The organism is Nocardiopsis sp. FR4 (assembly GCF_009830945.1).
In the GTDB taxonomy this organism is placed as follows: Bacteria; Actinomycetota; Actinomycetes; order Streptosporangiales; family Streptosporangiaceae; genus Nocardiopsis.
Genome location: NZ_VWVV01000020.1, coordinates 1 through 21,851, shown reverse-complemented (window position 1 = coordinate 21,851; position 21,851 = coordinate 1). Strand labels below are relative to the sequence as shown.

General features: G+C 67.3%; 19 protein-coding genes. 11 read left to right on the top strand and 8 right to left on the bottom strand.

The window, feature by feature from the left end:
• Positions 1-76: 76 nt before the first annotated feature.
• The gene (locus FYW95_RS18785) at positions 77-1,375 is read left to right on the top strand and encodes an MFS transporter (RefSeq protein WP_159944661.1); all 1,299 of its coding nucleotides are present in this window, start codon (positions 77-79) and stop codon (positions 1,373-1,375) included.
• A 45-nt stretch (positions 1,376-1,420) separates the two neighbouring features.
• Complete coding sequence (locus tag FYW95_RS18780) at positions 1,421-2,860, top strand: glycine hydroxymethyltransferase (protein WP_159944660.1); 1,440 nt, start codon at positions 1,421-1,423, stop codon at positions 2,858-2,860.
• A 496-nt stretch (positions 2,861-3,356) separates the two neighbouring features.
• Here the strand turns inward: FYW95_RS18780 and FYW95_RS18775 are convergent, their stop codons facing one another.
• The 7 genes from FYW95_RS18775 to FYW95_RS18745 form a co-directional block, all read right to left on the bottom strand.
• Complete coding sequence (locus FYW95_RS18775; protein ID WP_160050600.1) at positions 3,357-4,835, bottom strand: tyrosine-type recombinase/integrase; 1,479 nt, start codon at positions 4,833-4,835, stop codon at positions 3,357-3,359.
• On the bottom strand, positions 4,836-5,108 hold the full coding sequence (locus tag FYW95_RS18770) for a helix-turn-helix domain-containing protein (RefSeq protein WP_236572239.1): 273 nt from the start codon (positions 5,106-5,108) through the stop codon (positions 4,836-4,838). It abuts the gene before it with no gap.
• A gap of 470 nt (positions 5,109-5,578) precedes the next feature.
• On the bottom strand, positions 5,579-6,049 hold the full coding sequence (locus FYW95_RS18765) for a hypothetical protein (RefSeq protein ID WP_201294930.1): 471 nt from the start codon (positions 6,047-6,049) through the stop codon (positions 5,579-5,581).
• 109 nt (positions 6,050-6,158) lie between these two features.
• On the bottom strand, positions 6,159-6,842 hold the full coding sequence (locus FYW95_RS18760) for an ArsR family transcriptional regulator (RefSeq protein WP_159944658.1): 684 nt from the start codon (positions 6,840-6,842) through the stop codon (positions 6,159-6,161).
• A 1,610-nt stretch (positions 6,843-8,452) separates the two neighbouring features.
• The gene (locus FYW95_RS18755; protein ID WP_159944657.1) at positions 8,453-8,683 is read right to left on the bottom strand and encodes a hypothetical protein; all 231 of its coding nucleotides are present in this window, start codon (positions 8,681-8,683) and stop codon (positions 8,453-8,455) included.
• A gap of 933 nt (positions 8,684-9,616) precedes the next feature.
• Complete coding sequence (locus tag FYW95_RS18750; protein WP_159944656.1) at positions 9,617-10,465, bottom strand: replication-relaxation family protein; 849 nt, start codon at positions 10,463-10,465, stop codon at positions 9,617-9,619.
• Positions 10,462-12,864, bottom strand: a complete 2,403-nt coding sequence (locus FYW95_RS18745; protein WP_159944655.1) for a type IV secretory system conjugative DNA transfer family protein — start codon at positions 12,862-12,864, stop codon at positions 10,462-10,464. The genes FYW95_RS18750 and FYW95_RS18745 overlap by 4 nt, the downstream gene beginning before the upstream one ends.
• 437 nt (positions 12,865-13,301) lie before the next feature.
• Between FYW95_RS18745 and FYW95_RS18740 the strand changes: the two genes are divergently transcribed.
• From FYW95_RS18740 to FYW95_RS18700, 9 genes are all read left to right on the top strand, one after another.
• Positions 13,302-14,543 carry a helix-turn-helix domain-containing protein gene (locus FYW95_RS18740; protein WP_159944654.1) on the top strand — a complete coding sequence of 414 codons (1,242 nt, stop codon included), beginning with the start codon at positions 13,302-13,304 and terminating at the stop codon, positions 14,541-14,543.
• 56 nt (positions 14,544-14,599) lie between these two features.
• Positions 14,600-14,881, top strand: a complete 282-nt coding sequence (locus FYW95_RS18735) for a hypothetical protein (protein ID WP_159944653.1) — start codon at positions 14,600-14,602, stop codon at positions 14,879-14,881.
• Between the two features lie 125 nt (positions 14,882-15,006).
• Positions 15,007-15,198 carry a BldC family transcriptional regulator gene (locus FYW95_RS18730; protein ID WP_159944701.1) on the top strand — a complete coding sequence of 64 codons (192 nt, stop codon included), beginning with the start codon at positions 15,007-15,009 and terminating at the stop codon, positions 15,196-15,198.
• 303 nt (positions 15,199-15,501) lie between these two features.
• The gene (locus tag FYW95_RS18725) at positions 15,502-16,299 is read left to right on the top strand and encodes a DNA glycosylase family protein (protein ID WP_201294929.1); all 798 of its coding nucleotides are present in this window, start codon (positions 15,502-15,504) and stop codon (positions 16,297-16,299) included.
• The gene (locus FYW95_RS18720) at positions 16,274-16,861 is read left to right on the top strand and encodes a cobalamin-dependent protein (protein WP_159944652.1); all 588 of its coding nucleotides are present in this window, start codon (positions 16,274-16,276) and stop codon (positions 16,859-16,861) included. The genes FYW95_RS18725 and FYW95_RS18720 overlap by 26 nt, the downstream gene beginning before the upstream one ends.
• 228 nt (positions 16,862-17,089) lie before the next feature.
• Positions 17,090-18,169, top strand: a complete 1,080-nt coding sequence (locus FYW95_RS18715; protein WP_201294934.1) for an IS110 family RNA-guided transposase — start codon at positions 17,090-17,092, stop codon at positions 18,167-18,169.
• 22 nt (positions 18,170-18,191) lie between these two features.
• On the top strand, positions 18,192-19,070 hold the full coding sequence (locus FYW95_RS18710) for a B12-binding domain-containing radical SAM protein (RefSeq protein WP_236568003.1): 879 nt from the start codon (positions 18,192-18,194) through the stop codon (positions 19,068-19,070).
• On the top strand, positions 19,067-19,690 hold the full coding sequence (gene tmk, locus FYW95_RS18705) for a dTMP kinase (protein ID WP_159944650.1): 624 nt from the start codon (positions 19,067-19,069) through the stop codon (positions 19,688-19,690). Before FYW95_RS18710 ends, tmk begins: the two co-directional genes overlap by 4 nt.
• A 14-nt stretch (positions 19,691-19,704) precedes the next feature.
• Positions 19,705-20,139 carry an NUDIX hydrolase gene (locus FYW95_RS18700; protein ID WP_159944649.1) on the top strand — a complete coding sequence of 145 codons (435 nt, stop codon included), beginning with the start codon at positions 19,705-19,707 and terminating at the stop codon, positions 20,137-20,139.
• A 7-nt stretch (positions 20,140-20,146) separates the two neighbouring features.
• Here FYW95_RS18700 and FYW95_RS18695 read toward each other — a convergent pair whose 3' ends face one another.
• Complete coding sequence (locus tag FYW95_RS18695; protein ID WP_159944648.1) at positions 20,147-20,686, bottom strand: class IV adenylate cyclase; 540 nt, start codon at positions 20,684-20,686, stop codon at positions 20,147-20,149.
• Positions 20,687-21,851 lie beyond the last annotated feature (1,165 nt).

Genomic DNA, 21,851 nt, shown 5'->3' with positions numbered 1-21,851 from the left:
AGTTGAGGTTCCTCCTGGGCTCTAGTTCCTTCAATCGGTGGGCGGATTACTTGTGAATCACGCGGAACGCGCAAGAGTGGACGCGACAGAGGATTCGCAGAAGTACATCAGTAGCGTGCAGCGAAGGACCATCGTCACGCTCTTTGTGGTCTATATTGTCGCTGGCTGCGGGGGAACCGCTCTACTGTCGGTTGCAGCCATCTCGGCGGACGAACTCACCAACTCAGAATCCTTGGCAGGGCTTGCGACGACGATGTCAACCCTCGGTGGCGCGGTACTCGCTCTGCCTCTGGCGAAGCTAGCAGCCTTCCGTGGACGCAGGATCTCTCTTTCCTTGGGTTGGGGCTCAGCCGCTCTGGGAAGTCTGACCGCTCTGGCTGGAGCGCACGTCGGCAGTTTTCCCGGCTTTCTGTTGGGAATGGCGCTGTTCGGCGCTGGAACAGCAGCAGCTGCTCAGGCAAAGTATGCCGCCATCGACCTTGCGGATGATCGGAACCGTGGCCGCACCATATCGATTGTCTTCTTCGGCACGACTTTTGGTGTGGTGATCGGACCAAATCTCACCGTCCCGGGCGCGGAAATCGCCGGTTACCTGGGTGTGCAGGAGCATCTTGGGGTCTTCCTGATCTCGTCCGCCCTCTGCTCCTTAGCTGCCATAATCATAGTGTTATTCCTACGGCCGGATCCCCTGCTGTTGTCTCGCGTTTCCCTTGCTTCCGCAGGCGCGGATGAGCCGAAGGTGAGGCGGAAGGGATATTTTTTCAAGGGGTTGAAAGGTGTGGCGCGAAGCCCCAGGGCAACCGCTGCCCTGGTTTCGTTCCTTGCGGCTCATGCCGCAATGACCGGTGTCATGACCATGACCCCTGTTCACATGATGCATGGGGGGTCGTCCCTCAGCCTCGTGGGTTTCACCATCAGCATCCATGTCGCGGGAATGTACGTCCTGTCCCCGCTCGTAGGAGTACTCGCTGACTGGATCGGCCGTGGCAGAACGATCGCCTGCGGCAGTAGCATTCTTCTGGTCGCCCTGCTGATCAGTGCCCTCGCAGGACACGACAGTCACCTCATCATGGTGTCTCTTACCCTCCTCGGCATTGGATGGTCCTTCAATGTCGTTGCCGGGACCACATTCTTTACTGAATCGCTGGATCCTTCGGACCGGCCAGCTGGGCAGGGCGTCGCGGACTTGTTGATGAGCCTTGTCGGAGCATCTGCGGCGGCACTGTCCGGGGTTGTCCTCTCGATCTTCGGTTTTGCGGCGCTCAGCGTCGTATCCTTGCTTTACTTGGTTCCAGTTGCGGTTGTCTGGCTTCTCTATGGCGTCAAGGGATCGGGCTCCCCGCCAAACGCCTCCAGTTCGGAGGGTGACCGCTGATACGATACCATCGCAAGGCCTTGATGTTATCTTCGAGAGGACTCCATGTCGATGGAATCAGATCTGTTCAACAACAGCCTGCAGTTGGTCAGCGAGGTGGATCCCCGCATCTCCAGCGCGATATCGAAAGAGCTTGACGACCAGCGTTCCAAGCTCAAACTGATCGCAAGTGAAAACTATGCTTCCCCCGCCGTTCTTGCGGCTATGGGGAACTGGATGAGCGACAAGTATGCTGAAGGAACGATCAACCACCGGTTCTATGCCAGCTGCCAGAACGTCGACACCGTCGAGTCCATCGCTGCCGAACATGCCAAAGCTCTTTTCGGGGCGGCGCATGCCTATGTGCAGCCGCACTCGGGGATCGATGCGAACCTGGTGGCCTTCTGGTCCATCCTCTCACAACGGGTGGAAATGCCGACCCTTAGGGAACTCGGTGCCAAGAACCTTAACGATATCTCTGAAGAGGATTGGCGCAAACTTCGCCTTCGCCTGGGCAGCCAGCGGATGCTGGGAATGGCGCTCGACGCTGGCGGTCACCTGACTCATGGTTTCCGGCCGAACATTTCTGGCAAGATGTTCGAGCAGCAGAGCTACGGTGTCGACTCGGAAACCGATTTGCTGGACTATGGTGCGGTTCGGGACAAAGCTCGCGAGTTCCGCCCGCTCATTCTCGTGGCCGGTTACTCTGCCTATCCCAGGCTCGTGAATTTTAGGGTGATGCGTGAGATCGCTGACGAGGTGGGTGCCACCCTGATGGTGGATATGGCACACTTTGCCGGTCTTGTGGCTGGAAAAGTTCTTACTGGGGACTATGACCCGGTTCCGCACGCACAGATCGTGACGACGACCACCCACAAGTCTCTGCGCGGGCCACGTGGCGGCCTGGTTCTGTGCGACGAGGAACTGGCCGAGCACGTCGATCGAGGTTGCCCCATGGTCCTCGGCGGCCCCCTGCCCCATGTCATGGCAGCCAAGGCCGTTGCCTTGGCCGAGGCCCGGCGCCCGAGCTTCCGAGACTATGCGCGCTCGATCGTCGAGAACGCGTCCGCACTGGCCGAAGGGCTGGCACGGCGCGGTTCTAAGCTCGTCACTGGAGGCACAGACAATCATCTGGTCCTGGTCGACGTGTCTCCTTACGGCGTGACCGGGCGTCAGGCAGAGAACGCGCTTCTGGAGGCAGGCATCGTCACCAACCGGAATGCCGTTCCTCGGGATGCGAACGGATACTGGTTCACTTCCGGTATCCGACTCGGCGTCCCCGCACTCACGACACGCGGATTCGGACCAGACGACATGGACGTGGTCGCTGAATTGATCACCACTGTCCTCGCGTCTGCACGTCCCGCCATGAGGCCGTCGGGAGAGAAGTCCAGGGCGAAGCACGAGTTGGACAGCGCGGTCAGGGACAAGGCGGCAACGCGGGTTGCCGACCTGCTGTCGGGCCACCCGCTCTACCCCAGCATCGACCTTTCCCCCAACTCATAGGGAAGGTGTCTGCGCGAGACAGAGGTTCATCGCGCGGGGCGACTACCCCATAGCAGGAATCGCGAACACACCAGCGGCCGATGCCACCCACGTCCCAGTCACGAGACCACAAAGCGACCAGGTCCTCGGCTTGGCGCTTCTCCTCCATTGGTCCCGCTGAGTTGTGGACGTCGTTCGGCATCGGACGTCGCGGGCACAGCCGCTCGGTGTGCGCGGGCGTCGACCCGGGCCGTGCCCCGGGTCGAATCGTCCAACGTCAGCGCAAGGAAGGCGACGACCGAACGCCGAGAACCTCCCCACCTTCTGGGTTTCGGGTCCAGGCAACACTGGGGCCTTCTTCCTCCTGGCGGTAAGGCTCATACCGAATCCAGGGGACCTTTGATCCGATCGGTTACTGGCCTCGGGCATGAGGAAACCCCAGGCCAGCAGGGATGAACCCGTGCGCCAGCCTGGGGTTGATGGTGCCGTGTGGCTCCTGGTGTGCTCGCCGGTCCGGCTACCCGACCGGTACCGCAGCCGGTCCGCGTAGCAGCGCGGCGGTGGCCTCGGCCGCTGCCTTCGCGACGTCCGGGAACACTGACTGGTAGGTGTCCTGGGTGAAGTGGGTGGTCGCGTGCCCGAGTTCGCTGGACACGATCTTCACGTCCGTGCCCGCGGCCAACGCCAGCGAGGCGGCCCCGTGGCGCAGCCCGTGCAGCGTGATCGGCGGCAGCCCCGCCGCGCGGGCGACGCGGAGAAACCAGTCACTGACCTGCCCCGGATGCCACCCCGACCCGTCCTCGCGGGTGAACACCAGGCCGCTGTCCACCCACCCCGCTCCGGTTTGGAGCCGGGCCTCGTTCTGGAACCGCTTCCAGGCCCGCAGCACCTTCACTGTGTCCGTATCCAGGGTGATGGTGCGCTGTCCCGCCGCGCTCTTCGGCGTGGAGGTCACGGTCTCCCACGCCAACTGCACCACCTGGACACGGATGTCAATCTGCCCGTCCGTCAACCGCGTGTTGGACCAGGGCAACCCCACAGCTTCGCCCCGGCGCAGGCCCTTGACCGCGATCAGGTGGAACATCGCATACAGCCACGTATACCTCTTCGCGTGGCCCAGGAAGGTACGGGTCTGCTCCGGGGTCCACACCATCACCTCCCCCGGCACGGTGCCGTCCGCCTTCCACTGGCGCACCCGGTCCGGCGTCCACACCAGCGGGCGCTTCCTCGGGCAGGAGGGCAGGCGCACGTGCGAGGCGATGTTCACCAACACCGGCAGGTCCGAGCGGCGCACCGCCTCCGAGAGCGCGCTGCGCAACGTGGCCCGGATCCGGTGCTTGGTCGACAGCGAGATCACCCGCCGCCCCCGCACCGAGGCCCGCACCTGGGGGTCCTCGGACTCACGGCACTCCAGGATGTGGGTATTGGCCTCCTCGATCGAGGCGAACATCGCCTCCACATGGCGGGACTGGAGCTTGTCCACCCGCAGCCGACCCAGGTGCGGAACGAGGTATGTGCGGATGTGCCCTTCGTAGGAGACCCGGGTACCGGCGGCCAAGTCGGGTTTGCCCGCCAACCACTCGGCCAGCCACGCGGCGAGGGTAGGCGGTTCAGTGCGCACGTCCACCGCCATCGCCACCCGCCTACGCACCTCTTCCAGGTCCGGGAGCGGTCGGCGCTGCTTCAACGCCGCCTGGATGAGGTCGGCGATGTGGACCTCGACCGCCGGATCCTTCTCCGCCAGGGCGATCAACGCCCTGACATGCTCCAACCCCGCACGGGCCTGCTCCTGGGAAGCCAGGCCGAGGCGGCGGGCCTGGCGGCGCCTGCCCGCAGCGGTGGGAGGGAGTTCGTACTGGAACGCCCACGCCCCATGGGCCGGATTCCATCCTCCGGTTTTGCGCTTCAGTTGCGGGCACCGGGATCCCAGCGGTTTGCCGGTGTGGGTGTCGCGGCACCCGCACCGTTTGAACGTGGACCCTTCACGAGAAGCCATCTACTTCTCACCTTCCGTGTGGTCACCGCGCGCACCGCACCCGCACCCGCCCTGTGGTGGGAAGGCCAGGCGGTCCAGGCCGAGGTGGGCCAGGACCCCGGCGGTCGGGATGACCCAGGCCTTGCCCGCCCGGTGCGCGGGCACCGGGAAGTCACCTTCCCGCAGGAGCCGGTAGGTGGTGGTACGGCCCAGACCGAGCATCCGCCCGGCCGTCACCGCGTCCAGCACCACCGGCAACGAGTCGACCTCGGCCACTATGATCGGAAGGTTCACTGCCACCTCATCCACCTCCTCATCGCTGCTGACATGCACGGATGCGCTGCGCGGCCCCGCGTGGTGCGGGGCACCACGCATCCACGCTCGACCTCGTCGAGAAGCGCAAGCGGATTCAGCGAGTCCCCCATCCGATGGGCGGAGAACCTCGCCAGCACGCCCGATATGCACAGGTTCGCACCATTCCCGCCACCAGCCACCCCAGGGACATTCCAAGGGCCAGCGACGCGCACACCGGGGTTGGCCAGGGCGGAGCCGCCAAACGGCCCCACCGCCCCGATCAGCGCGCCGTGGGGTGATGACCCGCCCCGGGCAGTGGGCCCGACGTCGGGGCGCTGGCCGCCCCACGAACCCCCGCGCAGAACCCCCAGAGGACCCCGATTCGTGGGACTGTTCCCTAGCCGTGGTCGCGGTGCCAAATGAAGGTGGTGAGGCCTCACCATCGGCTGCCCCTTCCTCATGTCGTCATCTCACCCTGATAACCCCTGAAGAAGACGTCCCCACAGCAAATGCGACATCGAGTCCGCAGCGTCACGAGGTTCGACGACCGGCGCCCGTCTGGTCTCGCGCGAGACCAGACGGGCGCCGGTGAGATCGGTCAGGTGTTGTTGCTGTGAGACGTGCGGGCAGGCCCGGGCACACGGGCAGCCGGGCCACTGCACGAGGTCGCATACCAGCGGCGGTAACGGCAGGGCGATCACAGTCGCGAGGTGGTCCAGGGGCAGACCGTGGCAGCACCGGCCGGTGTCCGCGTCGTGCACCGACAAGTGGTGACCGCACCAGCACACGACCTGGGCGGACAGGTCGCGGTAATGGGCGAGACCCGGCCAGCCGCCGTCCACGTAGTAGCGCTGGACCAGGCACCCGAGCCGGTTGATCACACCGACTACGGCCGTCATCAAGGTCAGCGCGGCCAAGGCCAGCGCGTACTCCCATTCCACGTAGCCAGGTTCGATTCCGCGCAGTACGGGACCGAACATAATACCCCTCAGGGGTATAAAGGAGACGGGGGTATGGGCTGGCGTGTGCCCACACCCCCAGGGGTGGGTGTTAGTTGGTGTTCGGGGGCGTGCTCTGGGTGGTGCGATAGCGGCGAGGCCGCTCGCAGGTCAGTTCGGCCGACCCCTCGGTCACCAGGCGGGCGAGGTTGTTCTGGATAGCTCCGATCGATCGCCCCCGGAGGAGGTGGCTGATCTGGGTAGGCCCGAACTCCTGGGCGGGGTCGCTGTCGAGGATGGCCTGGACCATCAGCTTCAGCTCACCGGGAGCGAGCCGGTTCATGCCGCTCACCGGGTTGACCGGCCTGGACTCACCTTCACCAAGTCGGTGAGTGGCCACCGGTGCAACCGCGGGCCACTGGGGCGAGACCGGTACGGGTGCCCCCGCTTCGAGCGTTACCGGGGCCGTGGAGGTGACCGGAGCCCTGCAGGCATCGACCCCGTTGGAATTGGCGTCGCTCTCCTGGTGGCCGCCCTCGGACTCAGCGTCCAAAGGCAGATCAGCGGTCGTGGTGGTCATCACCCAGTGGTCGGGCAGACGGCGCCTGCCCTCCCGCCCGCCCGGGATCCGGATCGCGGCGCCTTCCTTCTCCAGGGTGTTGAGGTGCTTGGTGATGGTCGAGCGGCCCATCTCGACGGCGTCGGCCAGTTCGATGACGGCGACCGGTTCGGTGAACATGCCCAAGGCGGCGAGGATGCGCTCGCGGGTTTGGGTAGCCGAGCGGTGCGAGGTCATAACGGCAGTCCTTAAGGTTGTGGATGTTGACTCGGGCCCCTCCCGGAAGCGGGATGGCTTGTCGCGACAGGGCTGGGCACGAGCGGCTGTGAGTTCGGCCCTGGGGAGGTGGCGGTGTTCGCGCACCGCTCTCCCCCGGGCCGGGCTAGAGCTTCGTCTGGTCGAGGCCCGTGCAGGTGCGGTGGGTGTGGGGGTTGAGCGGCCCGTTCCCGCGTCGGCCGTGGTGACGGGCAGGCGCCCACCTGTCCATGCCGCCAATAGCGCGCATAGTACGCATGGAATAACTCCTTATTTTTTTCCGGATTCCTCTTCGGTGGTCCGAGGTTCACTTGGGAGTTGTGTTTTTGTCAACCCGCCGCGTCAACCCGTTTTCCGACCGCCTCGAAATCGATCCTTCGGTTCGGGAGCGGTCCAAGAGGAACTTGGTTGAGGTGAGTTTGTCAAACCGCGTCGCGAAGTTTTTTTCCGTGCTGTTCGCATGCGTTGGGAGCGCGCGTATGCGCACTGGGGGAGGCTGGACGAAGCACGCCGTTCACGGGACCAAGACGGGTGATCATCTTTTCCGCGAATGACGTGGTTCTGGACAACCACCGAAGTTCATCAAAAGGATGATGTGGATATCCTTCACGCATGGGACCGGTGAGGGGTCAGAGGGAGGGAAGGGAGCCGACCGGGCATCGGGGCGGAAGAGCAGGGGGCGGAGCGGCGAGAGTCCGCCTGGGGCAGGGGACCGCCCGCCCCCTACGTGAGATGACGACCTACTGGGTGTTCAGTCGGGACACCCATAGGAGTAGGTGAAAACGCCTCGACCTGCGGCGAGAGCGGGGTGGGGGTACTCCGCTCTGAGGGGAGTAGGCCGCGGAGCACTCTCATCACCCCCGCTCACAGCATGACCAGCACCTCAGAAGGGTTCCCGAAGGTATGCACGACGAACGCTGATGCGCGCGCTGCTACGGGCGGCCACCAGCCAACGCGAGTCCTTCGTAAATGAGCAAAACCGAAAGGCTCACACTGAAACGGGAGGCCTGGCGGAGCGATATAGAATCCATGAAATTATCTCTACCCATTCGCATGAACCTCCTTTCAGATCATTTCTGATCATCTTTCGAGCTCTTCGTCTAGTACAATCTTCCAGGCACACAAGGACCACTAGCGGTCTTACATGAACAGCTTCACGGATCCCCGAAAAGAAACCATTGAAATGGAGAACTCAGGGAGCTCACTGCATTTTTCTGCCCCAGGGATCATCTATCGGATGTATGTGACCACCGAGTGGAGCTCGCTTACGGGAACGGCCACCGTGGAGGTGGTGATCAGCGGGTCCAGTTCACCGCCTCCCCCTACTGGAGGGGGACCAGGGCACCTCCCACCCACCAGGCCGCGGTGAGGCCAACGGGCGCTCCCGCACCGCCTGGTGGGAGGGTCGTGTAAGTGTGCCCGCAGTCCGGAGACCCCTCCTCTCGGAAAGCGGCGCACGAAGAGTGTGGGGAAAACCGCCCGGTTTCCGTGCCGCGCTTCTGACCTGTGGCAACACCCGTAGAAAGCACCGAGTACAGCGGGGCGGCGCCACCGCGCGTGCGGTGACACCACCCCGAGAAGTAGACGTGCGGTCAGCCGGTCATGGCCTGCCACTGGCGGACCAGACGGGCCAGGTCATCGAACTCCCCTGCTTCTCCCTTCTCACTGCCGGAGCCAGCCGGAGCAGGTGCCATCCGGTGGCGGCCACCGCCCCTGGGCTCCCCGTGAACCGTCTGCACTGACGCTCGCTCGCGCACGCGGGTCATGTGCTCCTCGTGCCTGACCAGGTAGGGGCGCACCGCCCTGATCCCGGCGTCGTCCACACACCAACCCCGCTCAACGTCCCCGGGACTACGGGGCGGAGGCACCACTCCCGCCTCCGGGCGCGCGTTGAAGGCGTTCGCCCATGAGATGGAGTGCTGGCTGCTCGCCGTGCGGTAGTTCGATGCCCATCCCGACTCCTCAACCACCCTGCCCCGGGCGGGAGGGTGCGTAGAGGGTCCCCTCCCGGCCGCACGCGCCCGGCCAGGGCGCTGAGAGCGTGTGTCGCGAGGTACTTGCGCCTCGATCCGCCGACGGACCACCTGAGAGCGAGACTGCATGAGGGACAGGAGCGCGGTGAGCCACCGCCGCACCCGGCCACCCCTCCCCCGTCGACGCCTGCGGTGCCTTCCAATAGAATCGGCCACGGTTGCCTCCTGAATAGCGCAGGTGGAAATCACGCCCCGGACTGGTGTTCGCCGCACCAGCCGGGGCACTTTTCTTTACAGGTCATTTCCTGAAGGTCGGGCTTCCTGTTCGCCTCGCCCTGAACGGGATGCGATGGGTGTCAATGGCCCCGGATGAGCACCCACCCGGAACTGCGCTTCCTCATCCCGACCGCCGCAGGAGTCGGCGTTCGTTCAACCCGCCTCCAGGCAGGTCACCTCAGGTGGATCGAACTACCGACACCGGTGCTGGAGCCTGCTCCCCGACCGCCCGAGAGGTCGACACCGGACAGGGAAAAGAACGACAAAATAGCCATTTCAGACATAGGAAAAACTCCGGATTCTCTATCACACAGACACGGAAGAATTGCCGACGCGCGGGGCAGTGCCGATGGTTTCCCATGGGAACGAGAATCTTCAACCGGAATCCGTCAGAACAGTCACGGAACCACGAAAAACTTCAGAAACGGCTGTGAGCCGCCTGCCCCACGTACGACGGCGGCCGCCCGTCCAGGAAGACCCCGGGCGGACGGCCGCCACTGAACCGGGTCAGTCGATCGGGTGGCGCTCGGCGACCTGCATGAGCGTCAACCGGTTCTGGCTATGCGCGGATCTCCACACCGCGGCCGCCGGTCCCGGGCCGGAGAGATCGGCGTACGTGGCCAGGTACGCTCCCGCCCTGCTACCGCTCCTCGGTGCGAGCACTCCGGCCAGGTTGGCCTCCCTGACCCGCGAGCGCACGACGAACAGCACCACGGACGGAAAGCGCGTCGCCCGCGCGAGGTCGGCGTAGCCGGTCATCTTGTCCCGCACCATCGCCAGGGTCTCGGAGCCGGTGTCATACTCCACGAACACATGCGCCTGCGTCCCCTGTTCCTCCCACCGCACGTACCCGTCGGGGCGCACGTAGCGGCCCCAACGCTGGGTGCACCCGGCCTCGGTCAACCACTGCACCAGTTCCGCTCCCGGTTCCTTGCGGGCCGCGACGGTGAAGGCGACCAGGCAGTCGACCAAGCCGAGCATGTGCCCCAGGCGGGGCGAGTCCGCGACCCCCGCCGCGCGTTCGAAGCGGTAGGAGACCGCCTCTGCGCCCCGCTCCCGGGCGAGCAACCGTGCGCCCGCTGAGCCGAGCACCCAGTGGTGAGGGCTGCTGCCACGGAGTGAGAGCGGCCGGAAGCGGTCCAGCAACCCGTAGCCGTGGAGTCTGAGCAACCGGTGCCGTACCGAACGCTCGCCCACACCGGGAAAGTACAGGCGGTGCAGGTGCTCGGTGGTCATCACCTTGTGGTCGTGCACACCCCCCACGACCTGAAGGTCCCGGGGCATGATCCGTCCCCGGGCCAGCGACGAGGGGCGCGTAGGAGTGCGCTCTACGTGGTCCTTCGCCTGCCGCTTCATGTGCGCCTCCCCCTACGGGTGTCGGCCACCGTGAAAGGCCGCTGGAACAACGGCCTGTCCGGGGAAGGGTTCACTCCCGGGGCAGAGCGCTGTGCAGCAGCTTCCGGGGCGTGGCGTCGCGCTGCCTTGCGCACTTGCGTCGCCCTTCCCGTCACTCCCGGAGGGAGCGGACGGGTGCGCACCGTGGCCGCCCCCTGCTCCTTGGCACCCACCAGCGGGCGCACCGCCGCCTGGTAGGCGCCGAGGTGGGTCAGGTCGTAGGCACCCAGAGCCGGAAGCGTGTGCTGTTGCAGGCTCACCGCGTCATCCGGGGAAGCGGTGAAGTACACCTTCGTTCGGGCGTTCGCCGACAACGCCTTGCGCAGGTCCCCGGGGAGCTGACCCAGCTCCTGGTGCGCGAGCGTCAACCCGAGGCGGTAGCCGCGGGCCTCGGCCAGCATGTCCTCCAGGGACCCCGGCAGGTTCAGGAAGTTCTGGGCCTCGTCGATGTAGGCGCACAGGTCCCTGCGATCCTTCTCCGGAACGTGGATACGCGCGGTGACGGCCTGCCAGGTCGCCGCCAACGCGAACGACCCGATCAGGCTTGAGGTGTCCTCGCCCAGGCGGCCCTTCGGCAACCGCAGCAACACCAGGTGGCCGGTGTCGAACAGCGACGGAAGGTCGACGGTGGACGGTCCGGAGGCCACCACCTGGCGCACCCACTTACGCAGCAGCGCCGTCCGCAGCTTGTTCAGCACGGGGCCCGTCACCGCCGACCGGGCCGAGGCCGTCAGGCCCGCGTACCAGCCCCAGAAGTCCTCCAACGCCTCGTCATCCCCCGTGCGGGCAGTGACCTTCCGCATGACCTCCCGGCGCAGCCCGTCGTCAGCGAGCAGGCGCGGAATGTGCCCCAAGGTCAGCTCGGGGTCCGCCGCACGCGTCAGTGTCAACGTGGCGGCACGCAGGATGTCGTCGGTCCGAGGCCCCCAGTACTGGTCGTAGATCCTGCGGAAGATCCCCACCACCGTGTCGGAGACGAAGTCCGGATCCCCGCCCTGCAACAGGTTCAACCTCGGTGGCGGCGCGTTGTCGTCGGGATCGAACAACACCACCCGGTTGACCGCCGCCTCGGGAAGCCGTGAGAGGACGTCCGTCACCAGGTCCCCACGCGGGTCGATCACTAGTCCTGCCCGGCCCGCCTCGGCGTCCTGCAACACCATGTTCGCGAGCAGGGTGGACTTCCCCGATCCGGTCTTGCCGAGGATGTGCGTGTGCTGGCGGGCTTCGACCACGCCCAAGGCGACCGGCCGCCGTGTGCCGGCGTCACTGTCCCCCACCACCCGGACGTCCTCGCCGCCGCGCGGGACGGCCGGGGCCGGAGCCACCGGACGTGCCCCGGCACGGGACAGCCCCGGGACAGTGGTGTCGGTGGGCAGATGCGCCAAGCCCGCCAGCTCCTGTGTGGAGAGCAGGTATCCGTTGCCGAGGTACCGGTTGGACAGCCACCAGGTCGGTTTGAGCATGAAATGGCGGTCCAGGTGGTTGGCGCCGCCCGCGAACGCCGCGAAGCTGGCGGCGATTCCGTGAGCGCGGCCCCGCAGGCGTTCCCGGGCCGTCTCGCCCTCGTGGGTGGTGGTGAGGACGTAGGCGATGTCGCAGGCCAGTCTCGGACTGGATGCCTTGGTCAGGATCGCGCGGACATCATCCCCCGTCCCGGGAAGGACCGGCGCGCGCCTGATCCGGGAGGTACTGGTGACGGTGGGGTCGATCGCGTCCAGGAGCATCGTCCCGAGCCCGGTGTGCCCATGCAGGCGTGCTGCCGCCCGCCGGGCACGGGCCAGGCGCAACCCCGTCGCGGGGCGTGCGCTGATCCGCACCAGCGCGTGTTCGCCCTCGGCGAGGTCCTCGAAGGCGCCCAGCAGAGGACGCAGCGGGTCGTCGTCGAACTTCGTTCGCAGAGGGAACGCCTCACTGCGACCCAGGCGGACCAATCCACCGGTGGTGTAGACCCCTTCCGGAAGCGGTGACTCCTTCGGGCCCAGGTGCCGGGTGGAGGTGGTGGCACCGGGCCAGGCCGAGGTGATCGCTCGCTCCACCGTGCCTGGCGGCACCAGACGCGGAACCCATACCTGGAACCGCACGCCCGACGCCGAGGCCACCAGCTCCAGGGACAGGTGGGGCTGGATCAGCCACCGCGACCAACGGGGCTTGAGCAACCCCATGGTGTGGTTCCAGAAGGCCTGCGCGTTGGCCAGGTTGGCCTCCGGTGGCGGGAGGACCTGCACCACGCGCGCCTCGCCGGACAGGTGAACGTGTCGGGCAAAGCGTGTCCCCAGTACCGCCGCGCACACCACCACACCGATCAGCGGGATCAACGCGATGACGACGAACACTCCGCCGTTGAGAAGGAAGGCGCCCATCAGACCACCGCCCCGGGACCAGACCTCCGCGCGCCGGTGCCGAGCGCGGTCGGCACGGGTCCCGGTCGCCGCCGCCACCAGTCCCCTGTCCCAGGGACAACTACTGTTCTCATCCGCTACCCCCATGCGTCGCGTCCCCGTTCAGGGACGATCGAGCTATGGAGCCCGCTGAGAGGAGCACCGTGTGGGCCTTCGGCAGTGCTGCTCTCTTCAGCTCCCCTAACGCTCCCTTAAGAAGTCCTGCGCGGGCCGAATGCGACAGGGGGAGCCAAGATCGGGCTTCAAACGGCCGCTGACAAGGGATTCATACAGGTCCGCACCGGTAAGGCAACGATGTCCGCCCGGTGGTCAATCGGAAACCGCGGACCCACACAGTCCTGACACCGGGAAAGCCCCGCCCTACTCTGGAGGGGCGACCGACCAGAGGAGCGGAACCGATGCCTCAGCCCACCCCCACCCCTGATGACACGGAGCTGACGTTCGGACAACGCCTCAAACTCCAACGCACCCGACGCGGTATGACCCGCGAGGTCCTCGCCGGACTCGTCGGCAAGTCAGCGTCATGGGTGAAGGCAGTCGAGGTCGGGCGACTGCACACCCCGAAGCTCGCGATGCTGCTCCGTCTCGCCGAAGCCCTACGCGTGCGGGACCTGGCCCAGCTCACCGGCGACCAGTCCATGCCCATCAGCTTGTTCACAGGCCCCGGTCACGCCCGCCTTCCCGCTGTCCGGGCGGCGATCAACGCCATGCCCGCCCTCACACAACGCCAAGCCCCGCCCGTCGCGCACCTGCGTGCCCGTCTCAGCCAGGCGTGGGCCGCGCGGCACTCATCTCCCCACCACCGGGAGGTGTTGGGACAACTGCTCCCCGCACTGATCGAGGACGCCCAACTCGCCGCCCACCAGGCTGAGGACCGGAACCACCGCCGCGCGGCCCAGGCCGTCCTCGCGGAGGTCTACGCCCTCTCCCAGTTCTTCATCGCCTACCAGCCCGCCCAGGACCTGCTGTGGCGGGTGGCCGAACGCGGCATGGTCGCCGCCCAGGACTCCGGTGACCTGCACGCCATCGGCGTGGCTTCGTGGCTGATGTCCCAGGCGCACCGGGACTCCGGGGACTGGGACGCCGCCGACGTGGTGACCTCACAAACCCTGGACCTCCTCGACCGCCACAGCGACGGCACGACGGACGACGTGGCGGCGATGCGGGGGGCCACCCTGTTCGAGGACGGGTACACGGCCGCGCGACGCGGCGAGACCGGCACCGCCTGGCGGCGCTGGGACCAGGCCCAAAGCATCGCCGACCAGCTCCCCGGCACCTACTACCACCCGGTCACGAGCTTCTCGCGGGCGATCATGGGCGCCCACGCCCTCACCCTCGCCGTGGAACTGCGCGCGGGCGGCGAGTCGGTCAGGCAGGCCGTCCGGGCTCCCTCGGCAGTGATCCCCTCCCGGCCGCGCCGCGCACGCCACGAGATCGAACAGGCGCGCGCCTACTACTTGGACGCCCAGCCGGAAGCCGCCCTGCGGGTGCTGGAAGCCGCGCACGAGGCCGCGCCGGAGACGATCCGCTACAACGGCTACGCCCGACGCATCCTGCTTGAGGAGCTGGACGAGCGGGACGGGCGCCGCCAGCACCGTGCGTCGGTCCTCGCGGAGAAGCTGGGGCTTCTCACCGTGTGAGGAAGGGGGCACAAACTGTGCCCTCCCCCGCCGGGCGGCGCTTCTACGGTCGGGGCATGACGACTTCACCCAGGGGTGCAACTCCCCAGGCACGCGGAGAATCGCCCACCCCCGACCCTCTGGTCACCGCCATCGCCAACGGCTCCCTTACCGGCTCCCAACGGCGCGCGCTCGCCGACCTGGTGCAGTTCCTCGTCTCGGAGATGGGCCGCGACAGCATCGCCCGTCCTGGAAACCTGATGGAACAGACCATCGACCAGGCGGGAAGCTGGGGGACGCTGCGGTCCCTGTGGCGGACCGCCCACCGCGACCTCTACCCCGAAGGGGTGAGGGCGTGACCTTCGAGGAGTTCGCGCGGCTGTCCGCTCCGCGCACCACCCCCGACGCCAAGCTCGTCGACAACGGAGGCCCGCTTCCGAGGCGTAGGTCCACCCAGGAGTCCCTCCTCTCCGCAGGTCTTCTGATGACTCCCCGAGAGGTCGCCCGAGTGCTCCGCGTCGACACCAAGACGGTCACCCGCTGGGCCGATGAGGGCAGGTTGACCCCGGTCCGCACCCCGGGCGGGCACCGCCGCTTCAGCAGGGCCGAAGTCCGCGCCGTGCTCACGGGCCGGACGTCATCACCCGCGCGAAGCCCCACGTCGTCCCAGCACTGAGCCGAACGCTTCCCCTTGCCTGCGCTGGGAAACGTGCCGTCGAGACGCCGGGGCCCGTGATCACGGGCGGAAGGAACCGCTGACGCTGCCGGAGCCGATGATCCCCGCACCCCCTGGGGGACTTGGCCCAGCACCCCGGCGGCCACGCCGCACTGAGCACGGGCCGCCGGTGAGGAAACCGGTGGCCCCGACACGAAGGCGCGACCAGCCGTCCGACCGGCCCCGCACTGCCTCACACAACGGCCCGGTTTCCCTACGGGGCTGGGATAGTAGCAGCCCGTCACCGGACACGAAGGGCTTCTCATGCACCTGATCTGCGAACACCCGGGGTGGAGGACCACCACGACCGCGCGACACCGCACGGTACGCACCACCGCTGACACCTGGCAGGCGGTCGCCGGGCAGGCCATCACCACCACGCGGGTGGGCACGGGCACTGATCCGGCACCAGTGGTGGACGCCTACTCCCCCACGGACCTGAGCACGCGCACGCCCGGCACCCTGCGGGACGCCCTGGAGGCCCAGGGCCCGGTGTCGCGCCTGCGCAACCCGGACCTGTGGGACGCGCTGGCCACAGGCATCATCCGGCAGGTGATCCGCGCCGACCAGGCCCGGTTGATGTACCACCGGTTCTGCACCGCCCACGGCACACCGCTTCCCGTGGCCGGGCCGCCCGCCTTCCCGCGCCCCGAGACGGTTCTCGCTCTGGACGAGAACGACTTCGCCGATCTCGGGATGAAGTTCAAGCACCTGCCCCTGGTCGCGGCCGCCACCGCCTTCGCCGAACTGGGGGCCAAGTGGATGGACTTGTCGCCGGAGGCCCTGGTCGCCGAGGTGCAGACCGTTCCCCGGATCGGGCCCTGGACGGCCGGGGCCGCGGTCGCCGACTACACGGGCGACTTCTCCCTCTATCCGTACGGCGACATGGCCGTGCGCAAGTACGCCGCACAGGCCGCCCCCGACCTGCACTGGCCCAGCACCGAATCCGCCTTCGCCCACCGGTGGCGCACCTTCGCCGCCACGTCCGCAGAGCTCTCCATCCTGACCGTGCTCACCCTCGCACTGGGAGGACACCGTGCCCAGGACCGCACCCCCTCATGAACTGATCAGCGGCCACGACCCCGGTCGCAGCCTCGACCTGCTCCTCGTCAACGCGCCCCTGCGTGACTACGCCAAGCGCCCCCGCGTCAACGACTTCACCCTGCCCGTGCTCGGCATGGGCTACATCGCCACCTACGCCGCCCAGCGTGGCGGGTTCAACGTCGGTGTGCTCGACGCCGAAGCGCTCGGGCTGCCGGTCGCCGACGTCGTCCGGGTGGTCAACGAGGCCACGCCGCGCTGGGTCGGCATGAACCTGTTGGCTCCCACCTACGAGGTCTCCGCGGCCATCACCGCGGACCTTGCCCCAGACATCAAGGTCATGCTCGGCGGGCACCAGGCCAAAGCCATGCCGACGGAGATCCTCGCCGACCCGCGCATGGCCCGGTGTGAGGCGCTCGTCATCGGTGAGGGCGAGACCCGCACGGTGGAGCTGCTCAAGGACCACCGCAACCGCGGGGACCTGCCCGGAGTCATGTGGACTGATCCCCTGCTCAAGGCCCCGGTCGCCGGGGGCCGCCCCGGCCAGGGCCACCACCTGTCCCCCGACATCAACGGACTGTGAGGATGTGTAGTGGCTTCTCCGACGGGTCTGACCCACCGACTGACCGACACCGCGAGGTTGTCCTTTACGGGATTCGTCGGCCCGCTCGGGGAAGCCACCGCACGCGACCGGACGGGTGTTCGTGACCTCATAGGAGCTTGGTCCAAAAGCCCCGCCACAGTCTTGTCCGCCCGCCCGGCCGGCGCGTGCCGCCCCACCGGGATCAGCGAGAGGACGGCCGTGACCAGCATGACGCATCAGCCCCTGGAAGTCACAGCGGGCGTGGACACCCACGGCGAGACCCACCACGCCGCCGTCATCGACCGGCTCGGCCGCCACCTGGCCGACCGCGAGTTCCCCGCCACCGGGCAGGGCTACCGGGACCTGACGGCCTGGCTGTCCTGCCACGGCACCGTGACCGCGGTCGGGGTGGAGGGCACCGGCGCCTACGGCGCCGAACTCGCCCGCCACCTGACCCGCCAGGGCCTGAGAGTGGTCGAGGTGGACCGCCCCGATCGCAAGACGCGCCGGATGAAGGGCAAGTCCGACCCCATCGACGCCTACGCCGCCGCCACCGCGGTGGCCTCGAACCGGGCCACCGGCACCCCCAAGACCCGTGACGGCATCGTCGAGGCGATCCGTTCCCTGCGGGTGGCCCGCCGGGGAGCGGTCAAGGCCCGCACCCAGGCCATGAACCAGCTCCGCCAGCTGCTCATCACCGGGGAAGCGGACCTGCGCGCCCGGTTGCGTGATCTGTCGGCCGACGCGCTCATCGCCGCGTGCGCGCGCCTGCGCCCGGGCCCGGACCTGTCCGACCCCGCCCAGGCCCTCAAGTTCGCGCTGCGCCGCCTGGCCCGTCGCCACCAGTACCTGGGCGAGGAGATCGCCGGTCTGGACGCCGAGTTGAAAGCGCTCACCGCGCGGGCGGCCCCAGCCCTGTTGGAGCTCAAGGGCGTGGGCTCGGATGTGGCCGGGCAGCTGTTGGCCACGGTGGGTGACAACCCCGATCGGCTCAGATCGGAGGCGGCGTTCGCGCACCTGTGCGGGGTCGCGCCGATCCCGGCGTCCTCGGGGCGCAGGGACCGGCACCGGCTCAACCGGGGCGGGGACCGGGCCGCCAACCACGCGTTGCACACCGTGGTGCTGTGTCGGATGCGCCATGAAGAGCGCACACGCGCCTACGTGGAGCGGCGCACCTCCGACGGACTGGCCAAGAAGGACATCATGCGCTGCTTGAAACGCTACGTCGTCCGTGAGGTCTACCAGGTGCTGACCTCGAAGAACACTCCCACATCACTGCGCCGAGACGGCTTCACCGAAGCCGCTTGACATCCATAGGAGCATCCCGTTCGTGGACCGGCGCTTCCTCACCCAGGATCCGCACTTCGAGGCCGGGCGCTGGGAGGCCAACATGGTCGGTGCGCGGGGCTGCCCCTACGACTGCTCGTTCTGCGGAGCCGCTGTCTCCGCCAACCCCGACGTGACCATCCGGGTCCGGCGCCCCGGGAACGTGGTCGCGGAGATGGAGTACCTGCGCGACTCGCTCGGGGTCACCGCGTTCCGGTTCGTCGACGACCTCTTCCTCGGGGCCAAGCGGGTCATCACCTCCATGATGACCGGGTTCTCCCGGGCACACGTGGGTGACTGGGCGGTCTGGGACGCAACCGGGCGGATCAACGTGCTCCACCGCGTCGACGACACCACCCTTGACCTGCTGGTGGCCAACGGGCTGCGCGAGGTCGCGTTGGGCATCGAGTCCGGCTCCGAGCGTGTGCTCGCCTACATCGACAAGAGGATCACCCAGGACATGATCCGCTCCGTCGTACGGCGCCTGGTCACACGCGGCATCAACGTCAAGGGCTACTTCATCGTCGGGTTCCCCACCGAGACCCGCGCCGAGATGGCCCAGACGGTCGACCTGGTGCGGCAGCTGTGGGATCTCACCGACAGCGCTCCCGGACGTTTCCGGTCCTCGGTGTTCGAGTTCCGCCCCTACCCGGGCACACCGGAGTGGGGGCGGCTTCTGGCCACCGGCCTCTACACGCCCGAGCAGCTCCTGGACTACACAGCGGTGGACCTCACTGACCAGGGTGTCGACGAGGGCATGCGTCAGCGCGACGAGTTCAACTTCTCCTCCAACATCCAGTTCGGCGAGGCCAGTGTGGACGAGGTTCGCGCGGCCCTGGTCACCTTGTCCCATGGTGAGCACGAGCGGAGGGTCGCGGCGTGAACCGGGGTCTGTTCGTCGCCTTCGACGGCCCGGGCGGATCCGGGAAGTCCACCACTGTCGCAGCGCTCGGCCAGCGGCTCGCGGTGCAGGGCCTGCCGGTGATGGCCACGGCCCAGCCCTCGCGCGCCGCCCTCGGCCAGCTCGCACGTGCGAACACCCACGCCTACTCCGGTCTCACCCTGGCCTGCCTGGTGGCCGCGGACCGCTACCACCACCTGGAATCCCGGGTTCGCCCCGCGCTGGCCGAGGGGCGTCTGGTGTTGTGTGACCGCTACACGGCTTCCTCACTCGTGCTCCAGGCCGGACTGGACGAGGTTCCCGAGAGCTTCGTGCGCGAGCTCAACCGGTTCGCCGAACCGCCAGACCTGCAGGTCATCCTCACCGCGCCGGACGCGATCCTGCGTGAGCGGCTGTCGATACGCGGTTCGCACGGCCGGTTCGAGGACGACCCCACCACGGCGGCGCGTGAGGTGGCCCTGTACGAACGGGTGGCGGCGCAACTGTCGCGGGAGGGCGTGGTAACCGAGGTCGTGGACACCTCCCCTGGTACGGAAGAAACCGTGTCCCACCTCATGGGCATCATCAGGGCGCTATGGTCACAGGAACGAACCGTCGCCTGACCAAGGACCCAGCCATGCCGCCCTACACCAGCGTCGTCGACGTCCACGTCATCCTGCACAGGGACGGGCAGATCGTGCTGCTGGAGCGGCAGGGCACCGGATATTGCGACGGTATGCTGCACCTGCCCTCGGGGCACCTGGAGGAGGGCGAGCCCCTGCACGTCGGCGCTGCCCGTGAAGCCGAGGAGGAGGTCGGGGTCCTCATCGACCCCGGCCACCTCGCCCTGGCCGCCGTGGTCCACCACCGGCAGGAACCCGGCCACGCCCGGATCGGGGTGTTCTTCTCAGCCCAGCGGTGGGAGGGTGAGCCCCACAACGCCGAACCGGACGAGTGCGGCAAGCTCGTGTGGGCCGACCCCCGCATGCTGCCGTCGAACACCATCCCCTACCCGGCCGCGGGCATCCGCGCCTGGCTCAACGGAGGCGGGTTCGCACCTCACGGGTGGTGAACCTGGTTCAGATCGCGGAGGCCGCGTGGACAAGGGTGTCGTAAGTGTCCGTAGTGCGTTCGAGTTCCACGCCGAGCCCTCGTGCCCAGGCGTCCAGGTCTGCCTGGACGGCCACGCCGTCGCGGTCGTCGTCCACGGTCATCTCCAACTCCAGGAACGCGCCCACGTGCTCAACCACGTCCACGCAGACCAGGATCTCGCCTGCGGCCCCCACACGACGGTGCTTGACGATCCGCACGCTGGGGATATAGCCCATCTGGAGGACAGCGGCGTGCATCTGCTCCCGGTCGGAGACGACTGACTCGAACTCGGTGCACTCCATCGTGTTCGCCAATGGGGTCTTGGTGGTGAACACGTGCAGGCCGTCCTGGGTGCGCAGACGGCAGAAGGTCCGACCGGCCTTGGGCATACCCGGCTCCCAACCAGCGGGCGCGTACGCCTGGTCATCCTGGAAGACCGTCTCACCCAGGTCCACCCCGGCTTCCTTGAGAGCAATCAGAAGCGCGTCGAGGTCCCCGACTCGGTACTTGGTCTCAATCTCCCGCATCAGACGCCCCTCAGCTCTCGGTCCCACCGTGCCCCAGGAGCGTACCGAGGTTCACAAGCCAGGCACGGCTGTTTCACCCGAGGCTGACAGAGAGGAGAGGCTCGGGTCCCTTGCGTGCCCTCTCCTGTGAATCCTGTCTGACCTCGGCAGAGCATCCTTCTACGGGTGCCCCTCAGATGACGGGAGGCGACCCCGGCACGCGTCCGGGCTTCCATCACACCCGGAACGAAGCAGACAGTCTCCGGAAACGAGGATCTCGCGAGGTACCATCGGATGCTTCCGCCCGGTTGTGTGCTCCGTTTGTGCTCCGTAGTTGTGGACCGGGGCGGCACCACACGGCATGGCACGGCACCGGATGGCACGGTGGATCGGGTGGGGTGGCATGAAACGGTACGTAGCGACACGTGACGGTACGCAACCAGGGCACTTCTAATCCGATGGTCGCAGGTTCGAATCCTGCCGGGTGCGCCACAAAACCCCAGTTCAGGCGGGGTGCGCGAGTCGAACAGGCGAGGCGCCGGGCCCGGACCGGGGCCTGACATGCTCCTTGTGTGCTCCGCAGTACGAGGTCAGTACAGGTGGAGGGCCACCTCGCGGAGCACTTTGCCTGCGCGTGACCCAGCGGCCCCACCCCGGGACTCCCCCGTGTCCGCCCACCAGCGCCCTACAACCGCCCCGGCATCCCTGCCGTGGGGCACCACGGGCCCCGGGCATCCACTGCTGCCTCACTGGGCTGTGTGCGGCCGGTCCAGCCGGACCTCTATACCCCTTACCCCTTAGGGGTTCCATGCCGCGATCGGTTCGCATAAATAGGGTGAAACGAATCTGGACAGCAACGGCAAGCGTCACAGTCACAGCCGGATGGTGGTGCACTGCAGCAGTCGCACCAAACATGAGGGGTGGATAGCATCCTCGTGGGTGGCGGACTGAACCTGCCCGAATCTATCAGTTCCGCGCCACCGACAACGTGGAGAAGAGCGTCGAACAGCAGCACGATCTCACTGAGCCTACGCTGTCTCTCCAGTCACGCGATCTCGTTGTCGGCGACACGTGAATACTGACCCCGTAGCGTCGTCCGAAATCTGACCCCCTCTGCTGATGATCAGGAAGGTGATCACTGTGGAGGACTGGGCGGAGATCCGCCGTTTGCACCGATCAGAGCAGA